A 19,351-nucleotide genomic window follows, 5' to 3' on the forward strand; every position below is an offset into this window, starting at 1 on the left:
CCGCCGACCGATTGCAAGCGGTCGGCGGGGCCATTGTGGCTCTTGACAGCGGATTGGGTCATATGAGCGAAAACGGCCGAGAGCGAGCAAGGTGACGTGAAAGAGAAGCGACGCGTACTTTGGTACGCAAGCGACGATTGAACGTCAGATTGCCGCTCTCGGCCGTTTGCAGCGTCGAGCTGTTACGCGGTTTGGTAAAACCGCGTAACTATATGACTATAGAAGCTCGATTTTGCCGTCCTTCACCGTCAACCCCATATTGCCGGAAAGCAGATCGTCCAGGCGCGAGCCCACAAGCTCAAAGCGCCAACCTTCGCGCAGGGGGCTCTGCTCGGGGTGCTCAATATAGTCGGCCAGGTCATCGCGCGAGGCAATGACCGAGGTCGCAACGCCTGAGCGCTCGGCAACCAGGCGGATAAGCGCATACATAAGGTCAGTCACGCTCTCCAGCTCCGGCGAAATCTGACGATGTCCGCGCACCAAGAGCGGCAGGCGATCGTGCGGACAGCTCGCACCGCGCTTGATGGCCATGAGCGCACCGTCCACGTCGCGCTCCCCCAATTGATCGGTACCGCGAATGCTACGGAACTCCTCAACGCGCACGGGATTGCGCTTAACGAGCGCTAGCAGCGTGTCGTCGGACATGACCCACTTGCGCGGGATGTTACGGCGCTCGGCGCGGTCCTCGCGCCAGGCGGCGAGCTCGCGCGCGATGCCCAACTGGTGACGGCTGCACGAATTGATGCGCTTGACCTTGCGGAACGCCTCGTGGCGATCGGCGCGATAGTGCGACTCGTCAGCTAGCGGGCGCAGCTCGTCGAGCACCCAGCCCACACGGCCCAGCTCGCGCAGGCGGCTCATCATCTCGGTATAGGCGACGATCAGGTACTTGGCGTCATCGATCGCATACTCAATCTGCTTATCGGTCAGCGGGCGGCGCGACCAGTCGGTCAGCGACTCGGTCTTGGGCAGCGATACGCCGCAGAACGTCTGAACAAGCGCGCCATACGAAATCTGCTGGCGCTCGCCCAAAAAGGCGGCGGCGACCTGCGTATCGAAAATCGGTCGTGGCAGCACGCCCACGGTATGGAGCATGACCTCCATATCCTGCGAGCACGCGTGGAAGACCTTGGTCACGCTCTCGTCGGCCATAAGCTCGGCCAGCGGCGAGAGGTCGTCGATCACCAGAGGGTCGACCGCTACGCTCTCGGCAGGGGTGGCAATCTGAACCAAGCACAGGCGCGGGTGGAATGTGCGCTCGCGCAAAAACTCGGTATCGACGGCAATCGCGTCGAACTCACGGGCGCGCTGGCAAAAGTCGAGTAGAGCCTGATGTGTGGAAATGTACATATCAACCCATCGAATAAGGTTAGGCCCGAAAAACACGGGTAGGATATCGGCATTGCCTTACAACTATACTCGGTTAGTCACAGAACGGGAACGTAAGTATGCGCTGCCTTATCATCCACAACCCGGCATCGGGCCCCAGCTCAGATGAAATCTACGCATTCACGCACGCCCTCGCGCAGGGCGGCGACGAGGTCGTGATGCGTTTTATCGGCGATGGCATGGAGCCCGAGGATGCCGTGGCAGACGTGCGCGAGTTTGACCGCGTGGTCGTTTCGGGCGGCGACGGCACCGTCTCCAACGTGCTCGACCAGATGCGCGGGTGCGGTGTCCCCACGCTCGTCTTCCCCTCCGGCACAGCCTGCCTGTTCTTCAACAACATCGGCAATGCCCCCGAGGCAGCGGCGCTCGCCAAGGCCTGCCGTGCCGGTCGCACGGTCAAAGTCGACATGGGTGAGCTCTTTTGGCTCGACGAGAACGGCAACGAGAAGCGCCACGGCTTTATCATCATCGCCGGCTCGGGCTTCGACGCCGAGATCATGATGAAGGCCGCCCCCACCAAAAACGACATCGGCGAGATCGCCTACTTCCTCTCCGCGCTCGCCACGCCCAATCCCACGGTGGCGCACTTTACGATTGAGCATGACGGCATTGTCGAGGAGCTCGACGGCATCTGCTGCATGGCCGGCAACACCTCGGTCATCCAAAACGACATCAACCTGTTCCCCGACTGCCGTATGAACGATGGCATGGTCGACATTGCGGTCATCGAACCCGTGCGCACCGTGCAGCTGCTGCCTACCGTGATCACCGCCGCACTCGACCCCGCCGGCAAGGTACTCGGGCGCCCGCAGTTCAAGATCATCCAGACCAAGGAAGCCAAAATCACCTGCACCCCGTCGCTGGGCATGCAGTTCGATGGCGAGATTATCTCCAGCAATTCGGGCGTCTTTGGAGCCCGCGCGCTTCCACAATGCCTCGACCTCATCGTCGACGAATTCTCCCCGCTCGGAAAATAGGAGGACCCTATGAACGACAATCCCCTGCTCGGCTTTATCATCATCGTTTTGGCCATGCTCGTCGGCTATGCGATCAACGTGATTCACCGCCGGAAGAAGTAATTCCACATTGGTATGATATTCATCCAATTATCGTCTCCCCTGCTGTTTATGCATTTGCCAAACAGCAGGGGATTTTCATTTCAGGCATTCCCAGCTACTTTAATCGGCTACAGTAATTACAGGGCGTCTTTATTAAAGTAAAGCTACAAACTGAGTACAATTAACCGCTCGTCGCATATTTCATCACGCTTATCGAGTAAGTGTCTTTCGTAGATGAATATTGTTTCCAGTTCGTTACGCTAATGGGGTGTCTTTATTGGCTGAAGCCCTCTAGCGACAGAGGGCTTTCGCACGCTGGGAGGGAAAATGAGGAAAACTCACCCCGTCAACGCGCTCAAGAAGCTAGGCATAGGCCTCGCCTTTGGAGCTGCAACCATCATGTCCATGCCGACATCTGCGCTCGCCTGCACGCAGATATACATGGGCAACAAGCTGACGGCCGACGGTAATACGTACTACGGCCGTGCTGAGGACTACCGCAAGCGTTACCTCAAGCACTTTGGCATCGAGCCTTCGTTTGGCCCTGGTCACACCTACAGCTCGGATGAGTCTGCATTCGTGTATACCTCGACCAAGACCTCGTATCGCTACACCTATGTGCGTGACCACCCCAGTCAGTGGGACGAGCGCTGGGATGCCTACTCCGAGGCTGGCATCAACGAGAAGGGTGTCTCCTGCTCCGCCACGCTGACCACCTACATGAATGCAGCTGCCAAGGCTGCGGACCCCCTGACCGATACTGGCATTGGCGAATATAGCTACGGCAGCGTAATCTTGGGCGAAAGCGCCACGGCACGTGAGGGTGTCGAACTCCTCGGCAAGATCATCGACGACCAGGGCGCCTGCGGCAACGACCAGATTATCATCTCCGACAACAATGAGACCTGGCTGTTCGCCGCACTTTCCGGCCATCAGTGGATCGCCATGAAGCTCACCGATGACATCGCCTCGCTTAACCCCAACATCGGCAACCTCAACTACAAGGTTGACCTCAACGACACCGAGAACTGCCTCCACTCCGAGGGCATCGAATCTATGCCCAAGGAGAAGGGCTTCGCCAAGTACTTCGATGATGGCCAGTTCGACGTTGCCCAGACCTACGGCGAGGAAATTAGCGAAAATGCCATGCACTCTTGGGCACGTTATGTCCAGGGTCGCGCTTACTTCGATGCGCCGCTCACCGAGGGCACCGACTATAAGATCGTAAAGGACACGCGCGAAAACGCCCGCGCCACGACCGGCGCTCTGCCCTTCGAGGCACAGCCCCTGTTCTTCCAGCCTGGCAAATCCAACTGGAACACCTTTGAGATGATCCGCGCGTTTGGCAACCGCGGCGAGAAGGCCCCGGGCCTCAACGCCAACACCGACGGCGCCTACGCCATCGGTACCGAAAGCAACAGCGAGATCAACCTCTTCCAGATTCGCGATGGCCTCGATCCCGAGATCGCAACCATCCAATGGGAAATGCTCTCCCGCGCCGCGTACTCCGTCGCCATCCCCTTCTACTCCGCACTGCTCACCGAGGTTAGCCCGTATTTCAGCGACCAGACCGTCTCCTTCGATCACTGCAAACAGACTGACGTCGTGTACAACGAGGAGCCCGAGAACTCAATCAACTACGTTCTCATGGACATCAGCTCGCTCTGCTTTGAGAACCCTGACACCCTTGGTATCAGCGTCCGTGCCTACCTCGATGCGCTCCAGAATGAGCTCATCGAGCAGAACAAGGAAGTTGACGCCGCCATGCTGGCCGAAACGACCACCGAGGGCCGCACCGCTCTGGCCAACAAGGCCGGCAAGGCTGCTACCGAGAACACCTACGTCAAGTGCAAGGCCCTGCTCCAGGAGATGCGCGCCTATCAGAAGGCCGGAAACTTTGACGAGCCCTTCACTCCGAGCGACCTGAACACCGAGACCAACGGCCTCAAGGTGTCCATCACCTACGCCAAAGACGCTCTTGCCACCGACCCGGTAACCCCGGATCAGCCTGGCACTCCCGAGCAGCCTGGTACTCCTGAGCAGCCCGGTACCCCCGAGCAGCCCGCTAAGCCCGAGCAGCCCACCACCAAGCCCGAGAAGCCTGGCAAGTCGGACACCACAACCACGGTAACCACCAACAAGACGAACACCAAGGGCGGCCTGCCCACCACCGGTGATCGTTTTGATGGCCGCGTGGTGGCTGCATTCGCCATCGCTGGCGTTGCCGTCATCTCCGCGGGCGGTTACTTCCTCTACCGTCGCAATAAGGAGTAACGTCCTAGCTGAGCGGGCAAGGCAGCAATGGCAGCCTCGCCCGCTCAGCCCGCTCTTTTGACCGGCGGGAAACCCGCCTGAAATCTTTTTAAAAAGATTTCCCCGCACACACTTCGCTGTGTTATAGTGCAGCGCAACAGCAACTAGGTGCGACCGCGCCACGGCATCACGAAAGGAGCCACCAACATGAAGAACACGATGAAGTCTCTCAACAACTGGTGGTGGCGTGATGCGAATACGATCGGTCGACAGTGAGTCCCTCACGCCTGTTTTTGCGCTCTAGGTGATTGAAAGGCCTCCGGTTTCGACCGGGGGCCTTTTTTCTATCTCGAGCCCGATCGCATTCGCATCACGCGCCTCCGCTTTTCTCTTGCACTCCCATTCCGAAAGGATTTTCACCATGTCTCAGAACACCACCGCCGCCCAGCCCCGCACCGTCCAGACCGCCGACCGCGGCAAACTCGACGTCCGTGCTCTCGTCCTGCTCGCCATCCTGCTCGCCGCCGGCTTCATCCTCAACTTCACCGTCGGCAAGGCCATCTCGGGCATCTCGGGCGGCATGATCAGCCCCGAGTTCATCATCTCGGCCTTCTGCCTCACCATCCTGGTCGTTCGCCCCAACATCGGCCAGGCGCTCGTCATTGGCCTCATCTCAGCTGCCGTGATCCAGATCACCACCACTTCGCCTTTCGTCGATTTTGCCGCCGAGGGCATCGCCGCCATGCTCATGGCCGGCATCGTCAACGCCGCCGGCAAGAACGGTCAGGTCAAGCCCGCCATCGCCATTGTCGCAACCTTCCTGACCACATTTGTCTCCGGCGTCATCTTCATGGTCATCAAGATGGCCACGCTCGGCGTGGTAGGCGAGCTCGCTGCCGCCATGCTGCCTGTCGTCGCCATGACCGCCGTCTTTAACGCCATTCTGGTCGGCGCCCTCTACCTGCCCATCCAGAAGGCCCTTAGGCTCAACTAACCCGCTCGGCTTTACGAGCCACCCCATCTTGGCGTTCATTCGTCGCTCGCGTACCCAAGTACGCTTCGCTCCTCTTTCGCGCCAACCTGGGGCCCCTCGTAAAGCCGTCTCCGTGCTTCACCATCAAAGACTGTCCCAAACAACGAGCTCTTGGGGACGTTCTTGAACGACTGGTCATTTAAGAACGTCCATTACAGTCGAAATTGTCAGCCCGGGACCGTCTCGGGCTACGATTGAGGCGCGCCCAGAACGGGCCGCCGACCGGGCGCCCGCGCACGGCCGAACGTCCCTGCCCCCGAGAGGGCCCGTTGGGTGCTGCCGGCGCGGGACGCGCCGCCCCCGACGGCTGATAGGAAAGTGCCGGGCAGGTGCCGCGGCTGGTAATGTGAGTGCCGAGGGGGAGGCCATCCGGTCGAACGACTACCGGAAGGATACCACCGTGAAAGCGCCATCCACCAGGCCCGCGGCCGTGCTCGGCCTGGACGTCGGCAAGTCATCTCACTGGGCCTGCCTGGTCGACCGCGACGGGGAGGTGCTGGCCAGCGCCCCCGTCCGCAACAGGGAGACCGAGCTCGACGCGCTGTTCGCCTCCGCGCCCGCCGGCACGCTCGTCGTCGTCGACCAGTTCCGCAACATAGGGTCCCTCGCCGTGAGGCGGGCCCGCGCCGCGGGGCTCGGGGTCGCCTACCTGCCCGGGCTCGCCGCCAGCCGCGCCGCGGGCCTGTTCGCCGGCGAGGCCAAGACCGACGAGCGCGACGCCGCGGTGATCGCGCGGACCGCCCTGGGCGTGCCGGACTCCCTGTCGGGGGTCCCGGGCCGCGGCGAGGCCCTCGAGGCCGCCCGCGCCCTCTCGTCGCAGCGCGACCACGTCGTCGCCTGCGCGACCAGGGACAAGAACCGCCTGCGCGCGGTGCTGCTCGAGTCCTGCCCGGCCCTCGAGGCCGCGGTCGACCTGTCGGACCGGCGGTGGCTGGAGCTGCTCACCGTGCCCGGCATCGGCCCGAGGACCGCGGCGCAGCTCGCGGTGTCGGTCGACATCGGGAGGTTCCCGGACCACGACCACCTGGCCTCGTACTGCGGCATAGCCCCGAGGGTGAGGAGCTCCGGCACGTCGGTGAGGTCGGTCGGGGCGTCCAGGCGCGGCGACGCGAGGCTCAAGTCCCTGCTGATCTTCTCGTGCAACAGCCTGGTGAGGTCCTCGGGGCGCTACGGCGAGTACTACCGGGCCTGCAGGGCGCGGGGCATGGGGCACGGGCGGGCGCTCAAGGCCGTCGCGAGGAAGCGGCTCAGGGCGATATACGCCGTGATGCGCGACCGGGTGCCCTACCGGGAGTAGCCCCGACGGTTGACAAAACTATAGGAACACCCAATGACTATGCCCAATGACTATGAAAGGTATCCATGGAAACGATCATCAACGTCGACGATGTCTCGTTCTCCTATGGCACGCAGACCGAGCAGGCGCTCAGCCACATCTCGCTCAGCGTGAACAAGGGAGATTTCATCGGCATCATCGGGCCCTCGGGCGCCGGCAAGTCCACGCTTGTCGCCTGCCTGTCGGGCGCCGTGCCCCACCACTACACCGGCACGTTCTTTGGGTCCGTCATGGTCGACGGCCACGACACCTGCGAAGTCTCGCTCACCGACGTGTCGCAAATCGTCGGCAGTGTGCTGCAGGATATCGACACGCAGATGGTCGCTTCGGTCGTCGAGGACGAGATGCTCTTTGGACTCGAGAACTTTGGCGTTCCCCACGACCAGATCGAGCAGCGCGTGAGCGAAACGCTCGAGACCGTCGGCATCAGCGACCTGCGCGACCGCGAGATCGCAACCCTCTCGGGCGGACAGAAGCAAAAGGTAGCCATCGCCGCCATCCTCGCCATGCGTCCGCGCGTCTTGGTTCTCGACGAGCCCACCGCGGCACTCGACCCCGCCAGCTCCACATTGGTCTTCGAGACGCTGCGTGAGGCAAACCGCGTACTTGGAATCACCATCGTCGTCGTTGAGCAAAAGGTCGCCCTGCTCTCGGAGTACTGCAACCGCGTGTTCGTGCTCAACCATGGCGAAATTGCGCTGCAGGGCGAGCCACACGAGGTCTTCGCGCATACCGACGAGCTCCGTGCCATCGGCGTCGACTGCCCTCGCGTCACGCGTATCTTCAATAGCCTCGAGGCCGATGGCCTGGTAAGCGGTACCCCCTGCTTGGATGTCGATGAGGCCGAGCGCATGATTTCGGGCATCGTCGACCCCGCACACGCGGCCATCGAAGCTCAGGCGCCCGCCGGTTCCCCGCATGCACCGTCGTTGCGCCCTCATGCCAAGGACGCCGAACCCGTACTCACCTTTGACCATGCTGAGTTTGCCTATCCCAATGGCGGCGCCGCCGTACATGACCTTAGCCTGACGCTCTATCCTGGCGAGCTCGTGGGCATCGTCGGCCAAAACGGCGCCGGCAAGACCACGCTCACCAAACTGCTCACAGGCCTGCTTAAGCCCGCCTCGGGCAGCGTGCGCGTCACGGGACTGGATACCGCAGCCGTTCCCACGAGCCGTATCGCCCGCGAGGTCGCGACCCTCTTCCAAAACCCCGACCGCCAGATCTGCAAGGACACCGTGCTCGACGAGGTCGCCTTTGGCTTGGAGCTTGGCGGCATGGACCGTGCTGAGGCTCTGCGTCGTGCTCAACTCGTCATCGACCGCTTTGGCTTGCCGGCCGACGAGGCGCCCTTCTCGCTCTCGCGCGGCCAGCGACAAATGGTGGCGCTTGCCTCCGTCGTAGTGGTTGAGCCCAAGATCGTCGTGCTCGACGAGCCCACGAGCGGCCTTGATTACCGCGAGTGCATGACCGTCATGGAAACGGTGCGCACCATGGCCGAGCGTGGCTGCGCCGTAATCATGGTCTGCCACGATATGGAAGTCGTCTCGGATTTTGCCGAGCGCATTGTGGTAATGGCCGACGGTCGCATCCTCGACCGCGGCCGCACGCACGAGCTATTCTCGAACATCGATCTCATGCGGCGTGCCTACGTGGAGCCTCCCCAGGTTATTGAACTCTCGCGCCGTCTGGCATCTTCCGTCTCGCCCGCTTTTGCGCAGGTGAGCGAAGTCACCGATGTCGTTCGAATTACCAAGGAGATGGTCCACCGTGGTTAACGTCATCGACTACATGCCGGGCGATACGCTGCTGCATCGCCTGAATCCCGTCGTCAAACTGGGCCTCGCCGCCGCCATCATCGTCGGCATCTTCTTGTCCGACACCTACGTGGCGCTGCTGGGCTTTTTGGCACTCACCCTTGCGCTGGGCGCCTATGCCGGCGTCATCGACCGTCTGTTCTCGCTGCTCAAGTTGCTGATTCCGCTCGCGCTTATCATGCTGGTGCTCCAGCTGGCCTTTATGCGCGATGGCAACGTGGTGTGGGGTTTTATCACCGACACGGGCTTCGTCACAGGATCGAAGGCCTGCCTGCGCCTGCTGGGTGTGGCGTTACCGCTCATCCTCATGCTCATGGTGACCAAGCTCAACGACCTTGCCAACGCCTGCGTCGAGGTGCTGCACGTGCCGTATCGCTATGCTTTCACTTTTACCACGGCGCTGCGCTTCGTGCCGGTGTTTGGTCAAGAGATGAACGCCATCATGGAGGCGCAGACCGCACGCGGCGTCGAGTACGACACCAAGAACCCCATCAAGAGGCTTAAGCTCATGCTGCCACTGTGCGTGCCGCTGCTCATCTCGAGCGTGGGCAAGACCGATGCCACAGCCTTGGCGGCAGAACAGCGCGGCTTCTATCTGCGTACGCGCGCCAGCTCGTACAAGCGCTACCCCATCAAGGGCCTAGACATCGCCGTGCTCATCGTCAGCATCGCCCTCATCGCCATCGGCTTCCTGTTCTAGTTCACCACTGACAGCAACCGCCCAACGCAAAAGTCCTCGGCTCGCACCAAACGAGCCGAGGCCTTACTGTTTCACCAGATAAAACCTACCAAAATTAACCTGTCCCTTTTTGACAGGTCGGAAGCTAGAGGCGGTAGGGAGCGCCGCTACGGATGATGGATTCGCGCACCAGGACATCCATGGCGTCGAGGGTGATCTCGGGCATCTCTCGGTACTTTTGCAACACCGAGAGCTCGGTGCAGGCCAGAATGACGCGGTCGCAGCCGCTACGGGCGAACTCCCACATCACGCGGTCGAACTTATCCATATCGGGCTCACGTCCGGCCTTCACATCATCGTAGATAAGCGACATCACATCGTTCTGACGTTTCTCGCTGGGATAGACGACCTCAACACCCGCAGCCTTACATTCGCGGCCGTAGACGCCCGCGCCCACGGTGCCATCGGTGCCCATGATGCCGATCTTATGCACCGGCTCGGCCGGCATACTCAGGTTGGGGTCGAACTCGCACTCCCCCATCACCGCACCGGCCAGAGCATAGCGCACCGACTCACGCGGCATGTGGATAATCGGCACCTTCGTAAACGACTGGATCTGGTCATAGAAGTAGTGTGACGTGTTGCAGGGAATGGCAATGTGTGCACAGCCCAGCGACTCGAGTGCCTGGGCGCACTCTTTCATGGTCGCCAGCAGTTTGGCATGCTCGCCGGTCTTAATGGCCAGCGTGCGGTCGGGCATGGTCGACTTGGAGAGTACCACCATGTCGATATGTTCCTGATCGCAGGCAGCAGCCGTATGACGCACCACCTGGTCGTAGTAATACGACGTGGCCTCGGCGCCCATGCCGCCGATAACTCCCAGCTTTTCCATCGCCGCCTCCTTGGTGACGCTTGCGCAATTGCGCGTATCATACCCGCGCCCGCCCGATGCAAACCGGACGGGCGCCGCGCTCATCTACTTGTAATACGTCTTGAACAGCTTAAAGTGGCGCAGCTTGGTGTGCCACATGCGCAGCCAGCGGTTAAAGACAAAGTCGCCCTTCATAAACGAAGGGTCGGCGCCCTTGCCTTCCTTGTCCAGGCGATGCACCTTAGCGCGCAGCTCGGGATCCTTGACGTACTTGTCGACGACGCCCATGGGGACGACCATCCACAGGGCCTCGTCCTGAGCCGTCACAAACTCCGGCTCAAACGGACGGTTGAACACATACTCGTCCACCACGTACTTGGCAACGTTAAAGCCGCTGTTGGTAACATAGTAGTTGCTGCGGCCCTGGCGCGTGTTGAAATCGAAGAACTTAAACGAGCCGTCGCGCTCGTCGTACTTTACGTCAAAGTTGGAATAGCCCACAAAGTGAAGGTCCTCGAGCAACTTGCGCACGCCGCCCATGAGCTCGTCGTTGGGCTCGGTAATGATACAGGCATGGTTGCCGACACCGTGGGGCTGATGCTCCTCGAGCAGCACATGGCCCAGGCACATCATGCGAACCTTACCGTTGCGGTCGGAATAGCTGGTGAGCACGCGCATGTACTCGTCGTTGCCGGGCACGCGATCCTGCAAGATCAGGTCGTCGGTGTAGCCGCTGGCATACGAGTCGCGAATGACCTGTTCCAGCTCGGCGCGGTCGGCAATCTCATAGGCCTTCTTCTGGCCCTCGAACTCATGCTGCCACCACATGATGCCGTCAGAAGGCTTCAGAATCATCGGGTAAGGAAAATCGATCTGGTCGAGCACTTCGGCAGGTGCCTCGCCTTGGGCGTTCAGCATCGCCATGGTGAAGGTAAAGGTATGCGGATAAGGCACGCCATGCTTCTCGCACAGCTCGTAGAAGATCTCCTTCTTCTGGCACTGCTCGAGCATGCTATAGGGCGCGTAGGGCGCGACGATGTTGTCCGCCAGCTCATGAGCATCCTTGGCTTGAGCCACGAGAGCGACGTAGTTGTCGCCACAGCCCACAAGGACAATCGTCTTGTCGGCATGCGCTTGGGCAATGCCGTTGACGGTTTTGAGCATCACGGGCATGGTGTCGATATCCACGTTGGGCGTGTAGTCGATAATCTGGCTGCGGTACGCGGGACCCGTCTGATACTTGCCAAAGACCAGACTCTTGACCTGGTACTCCTCGTAGAAGGCGCGCGCCACCGAATAGGCGTTGATGTCGCCACCGAGCAGCACGGGAATGAACTCGCGCTCTGTAAATTGCAATGCCATGGAAACTTCCTATCATGAACTGCCCACACAACGGGCGGTCTTTGCGCAACTGAATTATTTTAGCGTGCCAAGCCGCCGGCGCCCAAAGCTCCACCGTATTTATGGCAATCGACGTAATCGTCCAGCACGAAGGCCAGCACGAAGACGGCGCTCACCGCTGTATGACAATGGGCAATGAACCTACCATTGTTGTAGGATTCAACATGTTGCCCGCCCCGTCGAAAGGTGCACCGTGCCCCAGGCTCATCCGATCAACAACCCCATCATTGACGCCGCCAAGCGCGAACTTGCGGATCGTGCCCAGACGGCAGCTCCCCTACGCACCGCAAACGATGCTTACAACGGGCCCGCCCGCATCGTCTCAATCAACACGTCGAAGCACAAAGGCACGCGTAAGTCACCCGTCGCCGACGGGCACGACACCGTTATAGAGCAATTTGGCCTCGCCTCCGACGCACACGCCGGGCATTGGCACCGCCAGGTTTCCTTTTTAGCTGCAGAGTCTATCCAGACGGCGCAGGCGCGCGGGCTCGATGTGCACGAGGGCGACTTTGGCGAGAACTTCACAACCCGGGGCATCAACCTGCTCTCGCTCCCCTTGGGCACACAGCTCAAGCTTGGCAGCGAGGTGCTTGTCGAAATCAGCCAAATCGGCAAGGTCTGCCACACACGCTGTGCCATCTACTATCTCGCCGGCGACTGCATCTTTCCCCACGAGGGCGTTTTTGGCGTGGTACTAAAGGGCGGAGAGGTCTACGCCGGCGACGATATCCAGGTAATCAAACTCGGCGACGGCACCTGTTCGTTCACCCCCGCCGAGGCCCTCGAAGAGATTGAGCAGGCTCGCCAGAAGGGCACGCTGTAGTTATAAAACCCCACGTTGAGATGGCTTTTACAGCCCAAAACTCCTCTCAAACAGAGCTCTGTAACGTTAAAGTTGAACTCTATGGTTTCTCAACAATTCATCATAACTGCAGGTCAAAGCCAAAGCCTCAAGTTCAACTTGACCCTTTGGAACCTTTAAGGTTCAAGTTGAGGTCGAAAGCAGTAGTAGAATACCGTTCGAACCATAACCTACGATTGATTGCAGAGGGACTGGATGCAGCATTCGAATCATCGCACCGCAGCGCTCATTGCGTCGAAGCCGGCTCGTATCATCACGAGCGCCGTGCTCGCCGTTGCGCTGACGGCCACGCCGATGCTCTCCCCCGTTGCGGCGTATGCCGCCTCGCAGGCAACGCAGGACCAGCTTTCCGCAGCCCAGCAGAAGATCGAAGCCGCCACGAGCGCCTACAACGACGCCCGCACCAAACTCGATGACCTGCAAAAGCAGATTGACTCCAATGAGGCAAGCATCGAGGAAATCGAGGCCAAGCTTCCCGAGCAGCAGGCCAAGGCAAGCTCCGCCATGCGCGATCTGTACAAGTATCAGAAGGGCACCAATCCCATCGTGAGCTTCCTGGTCAACGCACAGAGCCTGGGTGAGTTCATCACGACCTGCAAATACACCAACCAGATCACGAGCTCGAGCGTCGACGAGATCGAACAGCTCAATAACATGCAAACCGAACTCGAGCAGAACAAGGCTGAGCTCCAGCAGGCCAAGTCTCAGCTTGAGGCAGAGCAGAAAAACGCCGAGGATGCGCTGGCGCAGGCCCAGCTGCTCCGCAGCGAGGCACAGGCAAAAGCCGAGCAGGAAAATGCCGCCGAGCTTGCCAAGCTTGAGGCCGATAAGGCCGCTGCCGCCGAGAAGCTCTCGGGCGAGGGCGTAAGCGGCAGCAATTCCAGCAGCCAGGCCACCAACACCAACACCACCATCGACACCACGGTGAACAACGCCAATACCGGTAGCTCCGATTACGATTCGTTCATTAATGAGTGGACGAGCCGCATCGACAATTATCTCGCCGGCTCCCCCATGGCAGGCCAGGGCTATAACTTTGCCGTCGCCGCTTGGAATACCGGTGTCGACCCCCGTTGGTCCCCCGCCATCGCCTGCATCGAGAGCACCAAGGGCGCTTATTGCGCCAATTCTTACAACGCCTGGGGCTGGAGTGCCCGTGGCGGCGGTTGGCGCAGCTTTGGCAGCTGGAGCGAGGGCATCTCCGCTCACGTTGCCTATCTGGGCGCCAACTACGGCTCCACCCTTACCCCGGCAGCAGCCAAAAAGTACTGCCCGCCCACGTGGCAGGACTGGTACAACAAAGTCGCCGCTCAGATGAACCGCATCTAAGTGCAACTGCAAAGGGCCCCAATGGGGCCCTTTTCTTTTAGGTAGCGGAGGTATCGACGACGCCGGTCGCATTGGCAACCGCGACTATGACGATCATGCATAGGAGCAGCACACCCAATGCCTTGAGCCAGAGTTTCGCGAGTTTCTTGCCGCGATAGCTGTCGAGCAGTGCGAATCGCCGACGAAGACGACGCTTGTCGCACAGCGCAAAATGCATAAGCACCATAAGGCCATCGACAAAGAAAAAATACTCGATTATGAGAAGCCACGTCGGGTAGCTTTGGTTTGCTCCCGTGGGGTGAAAGACGGCAAAGTGACTTCCGGCAAAGAACACAAGCAGCGAGAAGCAGACGAGCGTATTCCAAATGCGCCCCAGAGACTCCGGAACGCGAGAGAGCAGACCGTATGCAGCGGAGGCGGCAGGCCTAGGAAGCCCTGCGGGGTTCTGGAGCCCTTGGGGCGTCAACACCGTCTCCGAGGCCGGAGTACGGACAGGCGCAGGCGCAGGAGGCCGCACGGGGCGACTCAGATCGTATGCCGCGCGCGTCGCCCGTCCCAACGCTTCCGCGCTCGCAAAACGCTTGACCGGGTCGAGCGCCATCGACATGCAGACGGCATCGGCAAGTGGAGTGGGAATGCCGCGCGTCTCGCATTGCTCGCGCATGTCGAGCCCTGGTTTAGGGTCGACCCCCGTCAAGCAGAAGAACAACAGGGCGCCAAGCGCGTAGACGTCGCTGCGCACACTCGTCTGCCCAAAACCATACTGCTCGGGCGGCGCATAGGGTCGCGTGCCAAACTTGACGGTATCGGCATCGGCGCCATCGCGCCATACGCGCGCGATCCCCAAGTCGATAATCACCAGCGATGAAAACGTCAGGCCGTCATCAGGCGTATAGTTGGCACCCGTCACGATGATATTCGACGGCTTGAGGTCGCGATGGATCACCGGCGCCGACGTCTCCCCCGCCATTGCAAAACCGGCGTGGAGCTCGCCCACGGCATCGCATAGGGCAGGATACAATTCACGCGCATAATCGGGGGTGGCTCCTAGACGGTCCACCAGCGCCCCGAGCGTCTCCCCTTCGATGTATTCCATAACCACGTTGAGCTCGTCGCCCACACGACGACAATCGACGATTCTGGGCAGGTGCTCAAAACGCCTGCCTGCCCGCTGAGCGGCAAACAGACGCTCGTATGCCCCGCCGATTTGAGCCGAAGCATCGATGCGTTTACGAACAAAGGGACCGAGCGAACCACCGCCGGTTCCTGCAAAGTACACGAGCTCGGTTGTTTCGACGGACGAGCGCTTAAGTACACGCTCCACGCGATAGCTGTCGTCGCGATCGAGCGACGCCAGGTGCTCGGCAAGCGCTGCGGTCAGCTCGTCATCGGAATATGTTGGGCTCTGAGTATCCATAGCCTCCATCATAGCGCAGGGCGCAGACACCCCATGGCATCCGCGCCCCGTTCGTTTGCATCGTTGTTCGACAGCTCCGCCGGCTCAGATATCAGCCGCTAACTCACCGTCTCCTCGCCAAAGCGATACAGTTCCTCGTTGACCTTTTGGAGGCTGCACCCGCGATCGATGCAAAAGATGATAATCGCATCGCGGCGGTCCTTGCAGTTAAGGACGCTTACCCCGGCAGCCGTCAGCGCACGGTTGGTCTCTTTGAGCGTCAGCGCCATCGCAAAGGCAATCTGCAGCACCTTATTGCGACTCGGATGACGCGCACCGGTAAAGATCTGATAGCCAAAGGTCTCATTGAGATCGGCCATACGAACCACGCGCGAGCGCTCCAAGCCCTTTTCCTGCAGTAGCTGCTTCAGGTAGTCCGAAAGCGACGGGGTGGCAAAGTCGTGCTCCTTGATATAGCCATCGATGTTTGGCGCGTCGAGAAGCTCATTGAGTAACTCGTCAGTCAGCTTTTTATCGGGCATACGACCTCACCTCCCATACGGCGCAACGGTAGCGACATGCTAGGCCAGCGCCCAGCTTGCAGTGGCAGACTTATCAAACATGTTGGCAAAATACAGTGCCTTCTTGATATCGCCATCAAAGTAGATATTGCCCGCCACGGAGCCACCGGCGGAAAGGGTACCAGACTGCAGCTCATCGGAGCCCTCGCTGTAGTAACCCTGATTCTGTTGAGCGCCGTTGGCGTCCTCGCCCTTCCAGTCGTAGATATTGTAATCTGCGCCCTCATCGCCATTGTTAACGTACGTGACGTGAATGCCCGTCATGGTCGAACCGTCATAATTTGTGAGGCCGGGCTGGACGGAATCGACAACGACGGAAAGACCGGCAGCCGTGGTCACCGTCGCACCAACCGCCAGGTCAGTCGTAGACTGCTCTTCCTTCTTCGCCTCTTCCTTCTTGTCGCCATCGCCAGCGTCCTCGGTGACGGTCGCCTTATCGCTACCACAACCGGCAAGAAGACCGGCAGTCCCCAAGGCGACGGTGGCGAATGCGCTCAGTGCAGCGCGACGGCTCAGCAGCACTTCGTTTTCAAGCTTTTTCATCATGCATCCTTCCTACGATCCGGCTACCGTGCCGGCACACAGCACATCGTAGAAAGGATTAAACTTGAATTCATTAGCTGAGAGCTAAGGTTGCGGTATAGAAGAGCATGAAGCGCGTGTCCATCGCCGATGACACCTCGAGGCTTGCCAACATCGATTTGAACTACTGGTTCTACGGCTGCAGCGTCTTGCCTCGATTTCCGACATGACAAACCTGCGCGGCGTAGTCCATGCGGACGACGACGCTCTCGAGCATGCCCTACACACTCGATGCTCGAACGAGCTCGATAGAATCCTGGTAGATGCGGGCTGAGAACCGCCCAAGGGTCACATGGGCCCGACCACATTCAACAACCACAAGGCCATCGTGGGCGGCAATGACACGGCCTGCGACTCAAAGCAAACGATGCGCGCGATGTGCCGAATAGACCGCGAGGAGCAGGCGGGATACCTCATAACGGCCGGGCAGCCCCTACGGCATAGGCTAGGCGATGGGGTGTGGAGCACGTAGCAAGGACTAAAGCAGGTCGCTTTCCACCTCAACATCTTCGATGCTTTCGACCTCCGCTTCAGTGGGCAGGGTTCCATCGGGGTCCTCGCCCTCCATAAACATCCTGATGGCGTTCTTAGCAATGATGCTCGTCGATGCCACGTCCACACCGCCGCCAATCACGCCGCCGGCGAGGGGCAGCATTTTCCCGAGGTTAATGATGCCTTTCTCGCCGAACTTCGTGATAAATCTGAAGCCGACCTTCTGGTTGATCTTCACGAGTGCCGCCCCGGGAATCTTCTTGATTGCGACCTCAAGCGATTTCGTCCCAGTCTTGATGAGCCCCATTTTGACAAGATCACTCGCCGTCGTACCCGTGAGACACATGTAGATCATCGTCTGAACTTGGTCGGACGTAACGTCATAGCCACCCATCTTCGCGATGCAGGCGATCATGCGCATCTGGACGTACATGACGCTGCTTATGTTCGCGGGAATTGCGACCGGAAGCGTAATCAAGCCCCCGAGCCCGGTGACGAAACCTGAGGTTCCGCATTTCATGATCTGCCACTTTGCGAGTGCCCTTGCGGCATCATCGGGTGACTTCGCCTTTCCCGTGTAGTCCTCAACCATCTCGTCGACCGAGCGACTCACCTTAGGGACGCCATTCAGTGCGCTCCTGTAGATGGTATCGAGCAGCTTGCCAGCCGATTCCTCATCGATGGGCATCTCGAAACCTTTGGCCCTTCCAACCGTGTCTTTCTCTCCCGTCTTCTTAGCCATGGCTCTTCCTTTCTCGCAGCTTTGCTTTCTCAATAACCCTTGCAAATTCTGCGAACCATCCATCAATCTTTGGGCATTTTACCTCGCGTTTTATAGCGATGATTCAGCTGTCAGCCAATTTGTGACCGCAGCGGATGATGGGCTCGTTAGTTGGCCTATGTCCTGTTGGGGAGTCCTTATGGAATCTATTGCGATGAGCTGGCATGGGGGCTGGCGATTGCAGCCTGCCTTCCCGTGTTGCTGGCGGCGGTGCTCTCACGCCAAACGCTTGTACATTCGGATTGCTACACAACGAATGAAACTTGTTGATGCGGGGCGCGGTTCATTCAGAGTCCGCCCCTCGCTTCATCCTCAAGAAGCTCGTCGAAGCCTACCCCACCGTTACGGATTCCCCGGTAAAGGTGCTCACAAGCAACAAGATAAAGAACGCCAGATAACTGATACTCAATAGGTAGGTGACAACCAAAAAGATGGCCCATCCGACATTGGTTTTACCGTCGGCACGGCGTTGCTCGCGATTACGGCAAAGCCAAATCGTCACGCCAATGGCCACAATCAGCAACACGAGTGCCGCTGCTGCCAACCCGGCAAGCGCAAACATCACGCCAATGCTCACAGCAATAACCGGAAGCAGCAGCAAGCCGCAGCCACACCCACCGGGACTATAAACGGCAGACTGTCGGCATCGCCTCATCGCCGCGCCACCCCCATCATCTTTGAGCACTACAGTGCGATGGCCTGCTGAACAGGAACGATCTTGCCGAGTTCCGGTTCGATCCGCCTTTTCTCGGCCTCAAGGTCAAACGCCACCTGAGCGCGCAGCCAATAACCATCCGTCAGGCCAAAGTAGCGGCAAAGACGGAGGTCGGTGTCGGCCGTCACGCGACGTTTTCCCAAGACAATCTGCCCGATACGCTGAGCCGGAATCCCAGTCTCTTTCGCAAGACGATATTGAGAAATGCCCATGGGAACAAGAAACTCCTCTTTGAGAAGCTCACCAGGAGTCACCGGCGACAGCAAATCGGCCGAAGCCTCATCACTTGTGATAATCGACGATTTCGACATTCCAAGCCATCTCCTGTCTCCACTCAAAACAGACCCGATAGCGCTCGTTAACACGGATGCTATATTGACCGGCACGATCGCCCTTCAAAGCTTCCAGGCGGTTGCCCGGTGGAACGCGAAGATCATCAAGTGAAGCACAAACCTGCAGTTGGCGAATCTTCCTCAACGCAACACGCTCAAAGGGCACGAACCTCCTGACCCGCACACCCATGGCAAAGCGTTCGGTATCCTCATCTTTATACGATGCAATCATAGTATCGCCTTACGTTAGTAACGTCAAACGTTTCTATAGACTTACATCTCTATTATATCGTACGTTTGTTCGTGTTTTCTAGAACAAATAGTCCTTCACGCCTTAGTCAAGCGAAAGCCTTGATTATCAACTTTATCCGAACACCTCCCACATTCATCCGCACATGTGCGGATGAATGTGGGAACCCGATACCCTGAGGGCCGGGCCGG

18 protein-coding genes are annotated in these 19,351 nt (G+C 59.5%); 8 read left to right on the top strand and 10 right to left on the bottom strand.

Features of this window, described 5'->3' with window-relative positions; translation table 11 throughout:
* Positions 1–216: 216 nt before the first annotated feature.
* On the bottom strand, positions 217–1,350 hold the full coding sequence (gene rnd / locus GPK42_RS05630) for a ribonuclease D (RefSeq protein WP_215694104.1): 1,134 nt from the start codon (positions 1,348–1,350) through the stop codon (positions 217–219).
* A 98-nt stretch (positions 1,351–1,448) separates the two neighbouring features.
* Here rnd and GPK42_RS05635 point away from each other — a divergent pair, with 98 nt between their 5' ends.
* The 6 genes from GPK42_RS05635 (at position 1,449) to GPK42_RS05660 (ending at position 9,586) form a co-directional block, all read left to right on the top strand.
* Complete coding sequence (locus GPK42_RS05635) at positions 1,449–2,366, top strand: diacylglycerol/lipid kinase family protein (RefSeq protein WP_055309791.1); 918 nt, start codon at positions 1,449–1,451, stop codon at positions 2,364–2,366.
* Positions 2,367–2,774: 408 nt separating this feature from the next.
* Positions 2,775–4,721 (top strand): C69 family dipeptidase, encoded by a 1,947-nt coding sequence (locus GPK42_RS05640; protein WP_215694106.1) that lies wholly within the window; start codon positions 2,775–2,777, stop codon positions 4,719–4,721.
* 400 nt (positions 4,722–5,121) lie between these two features.
* Positions 5,122–5,694, top strand: a complete 573-nt coding sequence (locus GPK42_RS05645) for a hypothetical protein (RefSeq protein WP_215694108.1) — start codon at positions 5,122–5,124, stop codon at positions 5,692–5,694.
* Positions 5,695–6,133: 439 nt separating this feature from the next.
* A complete protein-coding gene (locus GPK42_RS05650; protein WP_215694110.1) occupies positions 6,134–7,030 on the top strand; it encodes an IS110 family transposase in 897 nt (298 codons plus the stop codon).
* Positions 7,031–7,095: 65 nt separating this feature from the next.
* Entirely contained in the window at positions 7,096–8,847 is a 1,752-nt protein-coding gene (locus tag GPK42_RS05655) for an ABC transporter ATP-binding protein (RefSeq protein ID WP_215694112.1), read from the top strand.
* Positions 8,840–9,586 (top strand): energy-coupling factor transporter transmembrane component T family protein, encoded by a 747-nt coding sequence (locus GPK42_RS05660; protein WP_215694115.1) that lies wholly within the window; start codon positions 8,840–8,842, stop codon positions 9,584–9,586. Before GPK42_RS05655 ends, GPK42_RS05660 begins: the two co-directional genes overlap by 8 nt.
* 124 nt (positions 9,587–9,710) lie before the next feature.
* Here GPK42_RS05660 and GPK42_RS05665 read toward each other — a convergent pair whose 3' ends face one another.
* Entirely contained in the window at positions 9,711–10,457 is a 747-nt protein-coding gene (locus GPK42_RS05665; RefSeq protein ID WP_040358337.1) for an aspartate/glutamate racemase family protein, read from the bottom strand.
* 84 nt (positions 10,458–10,541) lie between these two features.
* Complete coding sequence (locus GPK42_RS05670; protein ID WP_117629769.1) at positions 10,542–11,798, bottom strand: carboxylate--amine ligase; 1,257 nt, start codon at positions 11,796–11,798, stop codon at positions 10,542–10,544.
* Positions 11,799–12,030: 232 nt separating this feature from the next.
* Here GPK42_RS05670 and GPK42_RS05675 point away from each other — a divergent pair, with 232 nt between their 5' ends.
* Together GPK42_RS05675 and GPK42_RS05680 are read left to right on the top strand one after the other, a co-directional pair.
* Entirely contained in the window at positions 12,031–12,663 is a 633-nt protein-coding gene (locus tag GPK42_RS05675) for an MOSC domain-containing protein (protein WP_215694117.1), read from the top strand.
* A gap of 234 nt (positions 12,664–12,897) precedes the next feature.
* The gene (locus GPK42_RS05680; RefSeq protein ID WP_215694119.1) at positions 12,898–14,031 is read left to right on the top strand and encodes a coiled-coil domain-containing protein; all 1,134 of its coding nucleotides are present in this window, start codon (positions 12,898–12,900) and stop codon (positions 14,029–14,031) included.
* 37 nt (positions 14,032–14,068) lie between these two features.
* Here the strand turns inward: GPK42_RS05680 and GPK42_RS05685 are convergent, their stop codons facing one another.
* The 7 genes from GPK42_RS05685 to GPK42_RS05715 form a co-directional block, all read right to left on the bottom strand.
* Positions 14,069–15,448, bottom strand: a complete 1,380-nt coding sequence (locus tag GPK42_RS05685; RefSeq protein ID WP_215694121.1) for a serine/threonine protein kinase — start codon at positions 15,446–15,448, stop codon at positions 14,069–14,071.
* A 98-nt stretch (positions 15,449–15,546) separates the two neighbouring features.
* A complete protein-coding gene (locus GPK42_RS05690) occupies positions 15,547–15,969 on the bottom strand; it encodes an XRE family transcriptional regulator (RefSeq protein ID WP_117757340.1) in 423 nt (140 codons plus the stop codon).
* Between the two features lie 39 nt (positions 15,970–16,008).
* Positions 16,009–16,551 carry a DUF4352 domain-containing protein gene (locus GPK42_RS05695; protein WP_252200143.1) on the bottom strand — a complete coding sequence of 181 codons (543 nt, stop codon included), beginning with the start codon at positions 16,549–16,551 and terminating at the stop codon, positions 16,009–16,011.
* 517 nt (positions 16,552–17,068) lie between these two features.
* The gene (locus GPK42_RS05700) at positions 17,069–17,824 is read right to left on the bottom strand and encodes an EcsC family protein (protein ID WP_215694125.1); all 756 of its coding nucleotides are present in this window, start codon (positions 17,822–17,824) and stop codon (positions 17,069–17,071) included.
* Positions 17,825–18,194: 370 nt separating this feature from the next.
* Positions 18,195–18,464, bottom strand: a complete 270-nt coding sequence (locus GPK42_RS05705) for a hypothetical protein (protein WP_215694127.1) — start codon at positions 18,462–18,464, stop codon at positions 18,195–18,197.
* Positions 18,465–18,547: 83 nt separating this feature from the next.
* Positions 18,548–18,889, bottom strand: coding sequence for a HigA family addiction module antitoxin (locus GPK42_RS05710; RefSeq protein ID WP_195620513.1), 342 nt, complete (start codon positions 18,887–18,889; stop codon positions 18,548–18,550).
* A complete protein-coding gene (locus tag GPK42_RS05715) occupies positions 18,861–19,142 on the bottom strand; it encodes a type II toxin-antitoxin system RelE/ParE family toxin (RefSeq protein WP_006234335.1) in 282 nt (93 codons plus the stop codon). The genes GPK42_RS05710 and GPK42_RS05715 overlap by 29 nt, the downstream gene beginning before the upstream one ends.
* Positions 19,143–19,351: the final 209 nt, after the last annotated feature.

Origin of the sequence: Collinsella aerofaciens (genome assembly GCF_018785265.1) — a bacterium.
Classification (GTDB): domain Bacteria; phylum Actinomycetota; class Coriobacteriia; order Coriobacteriales; family Coriobacteriaceae; genus Collinsella; species Collinsella aerofaciens_AI.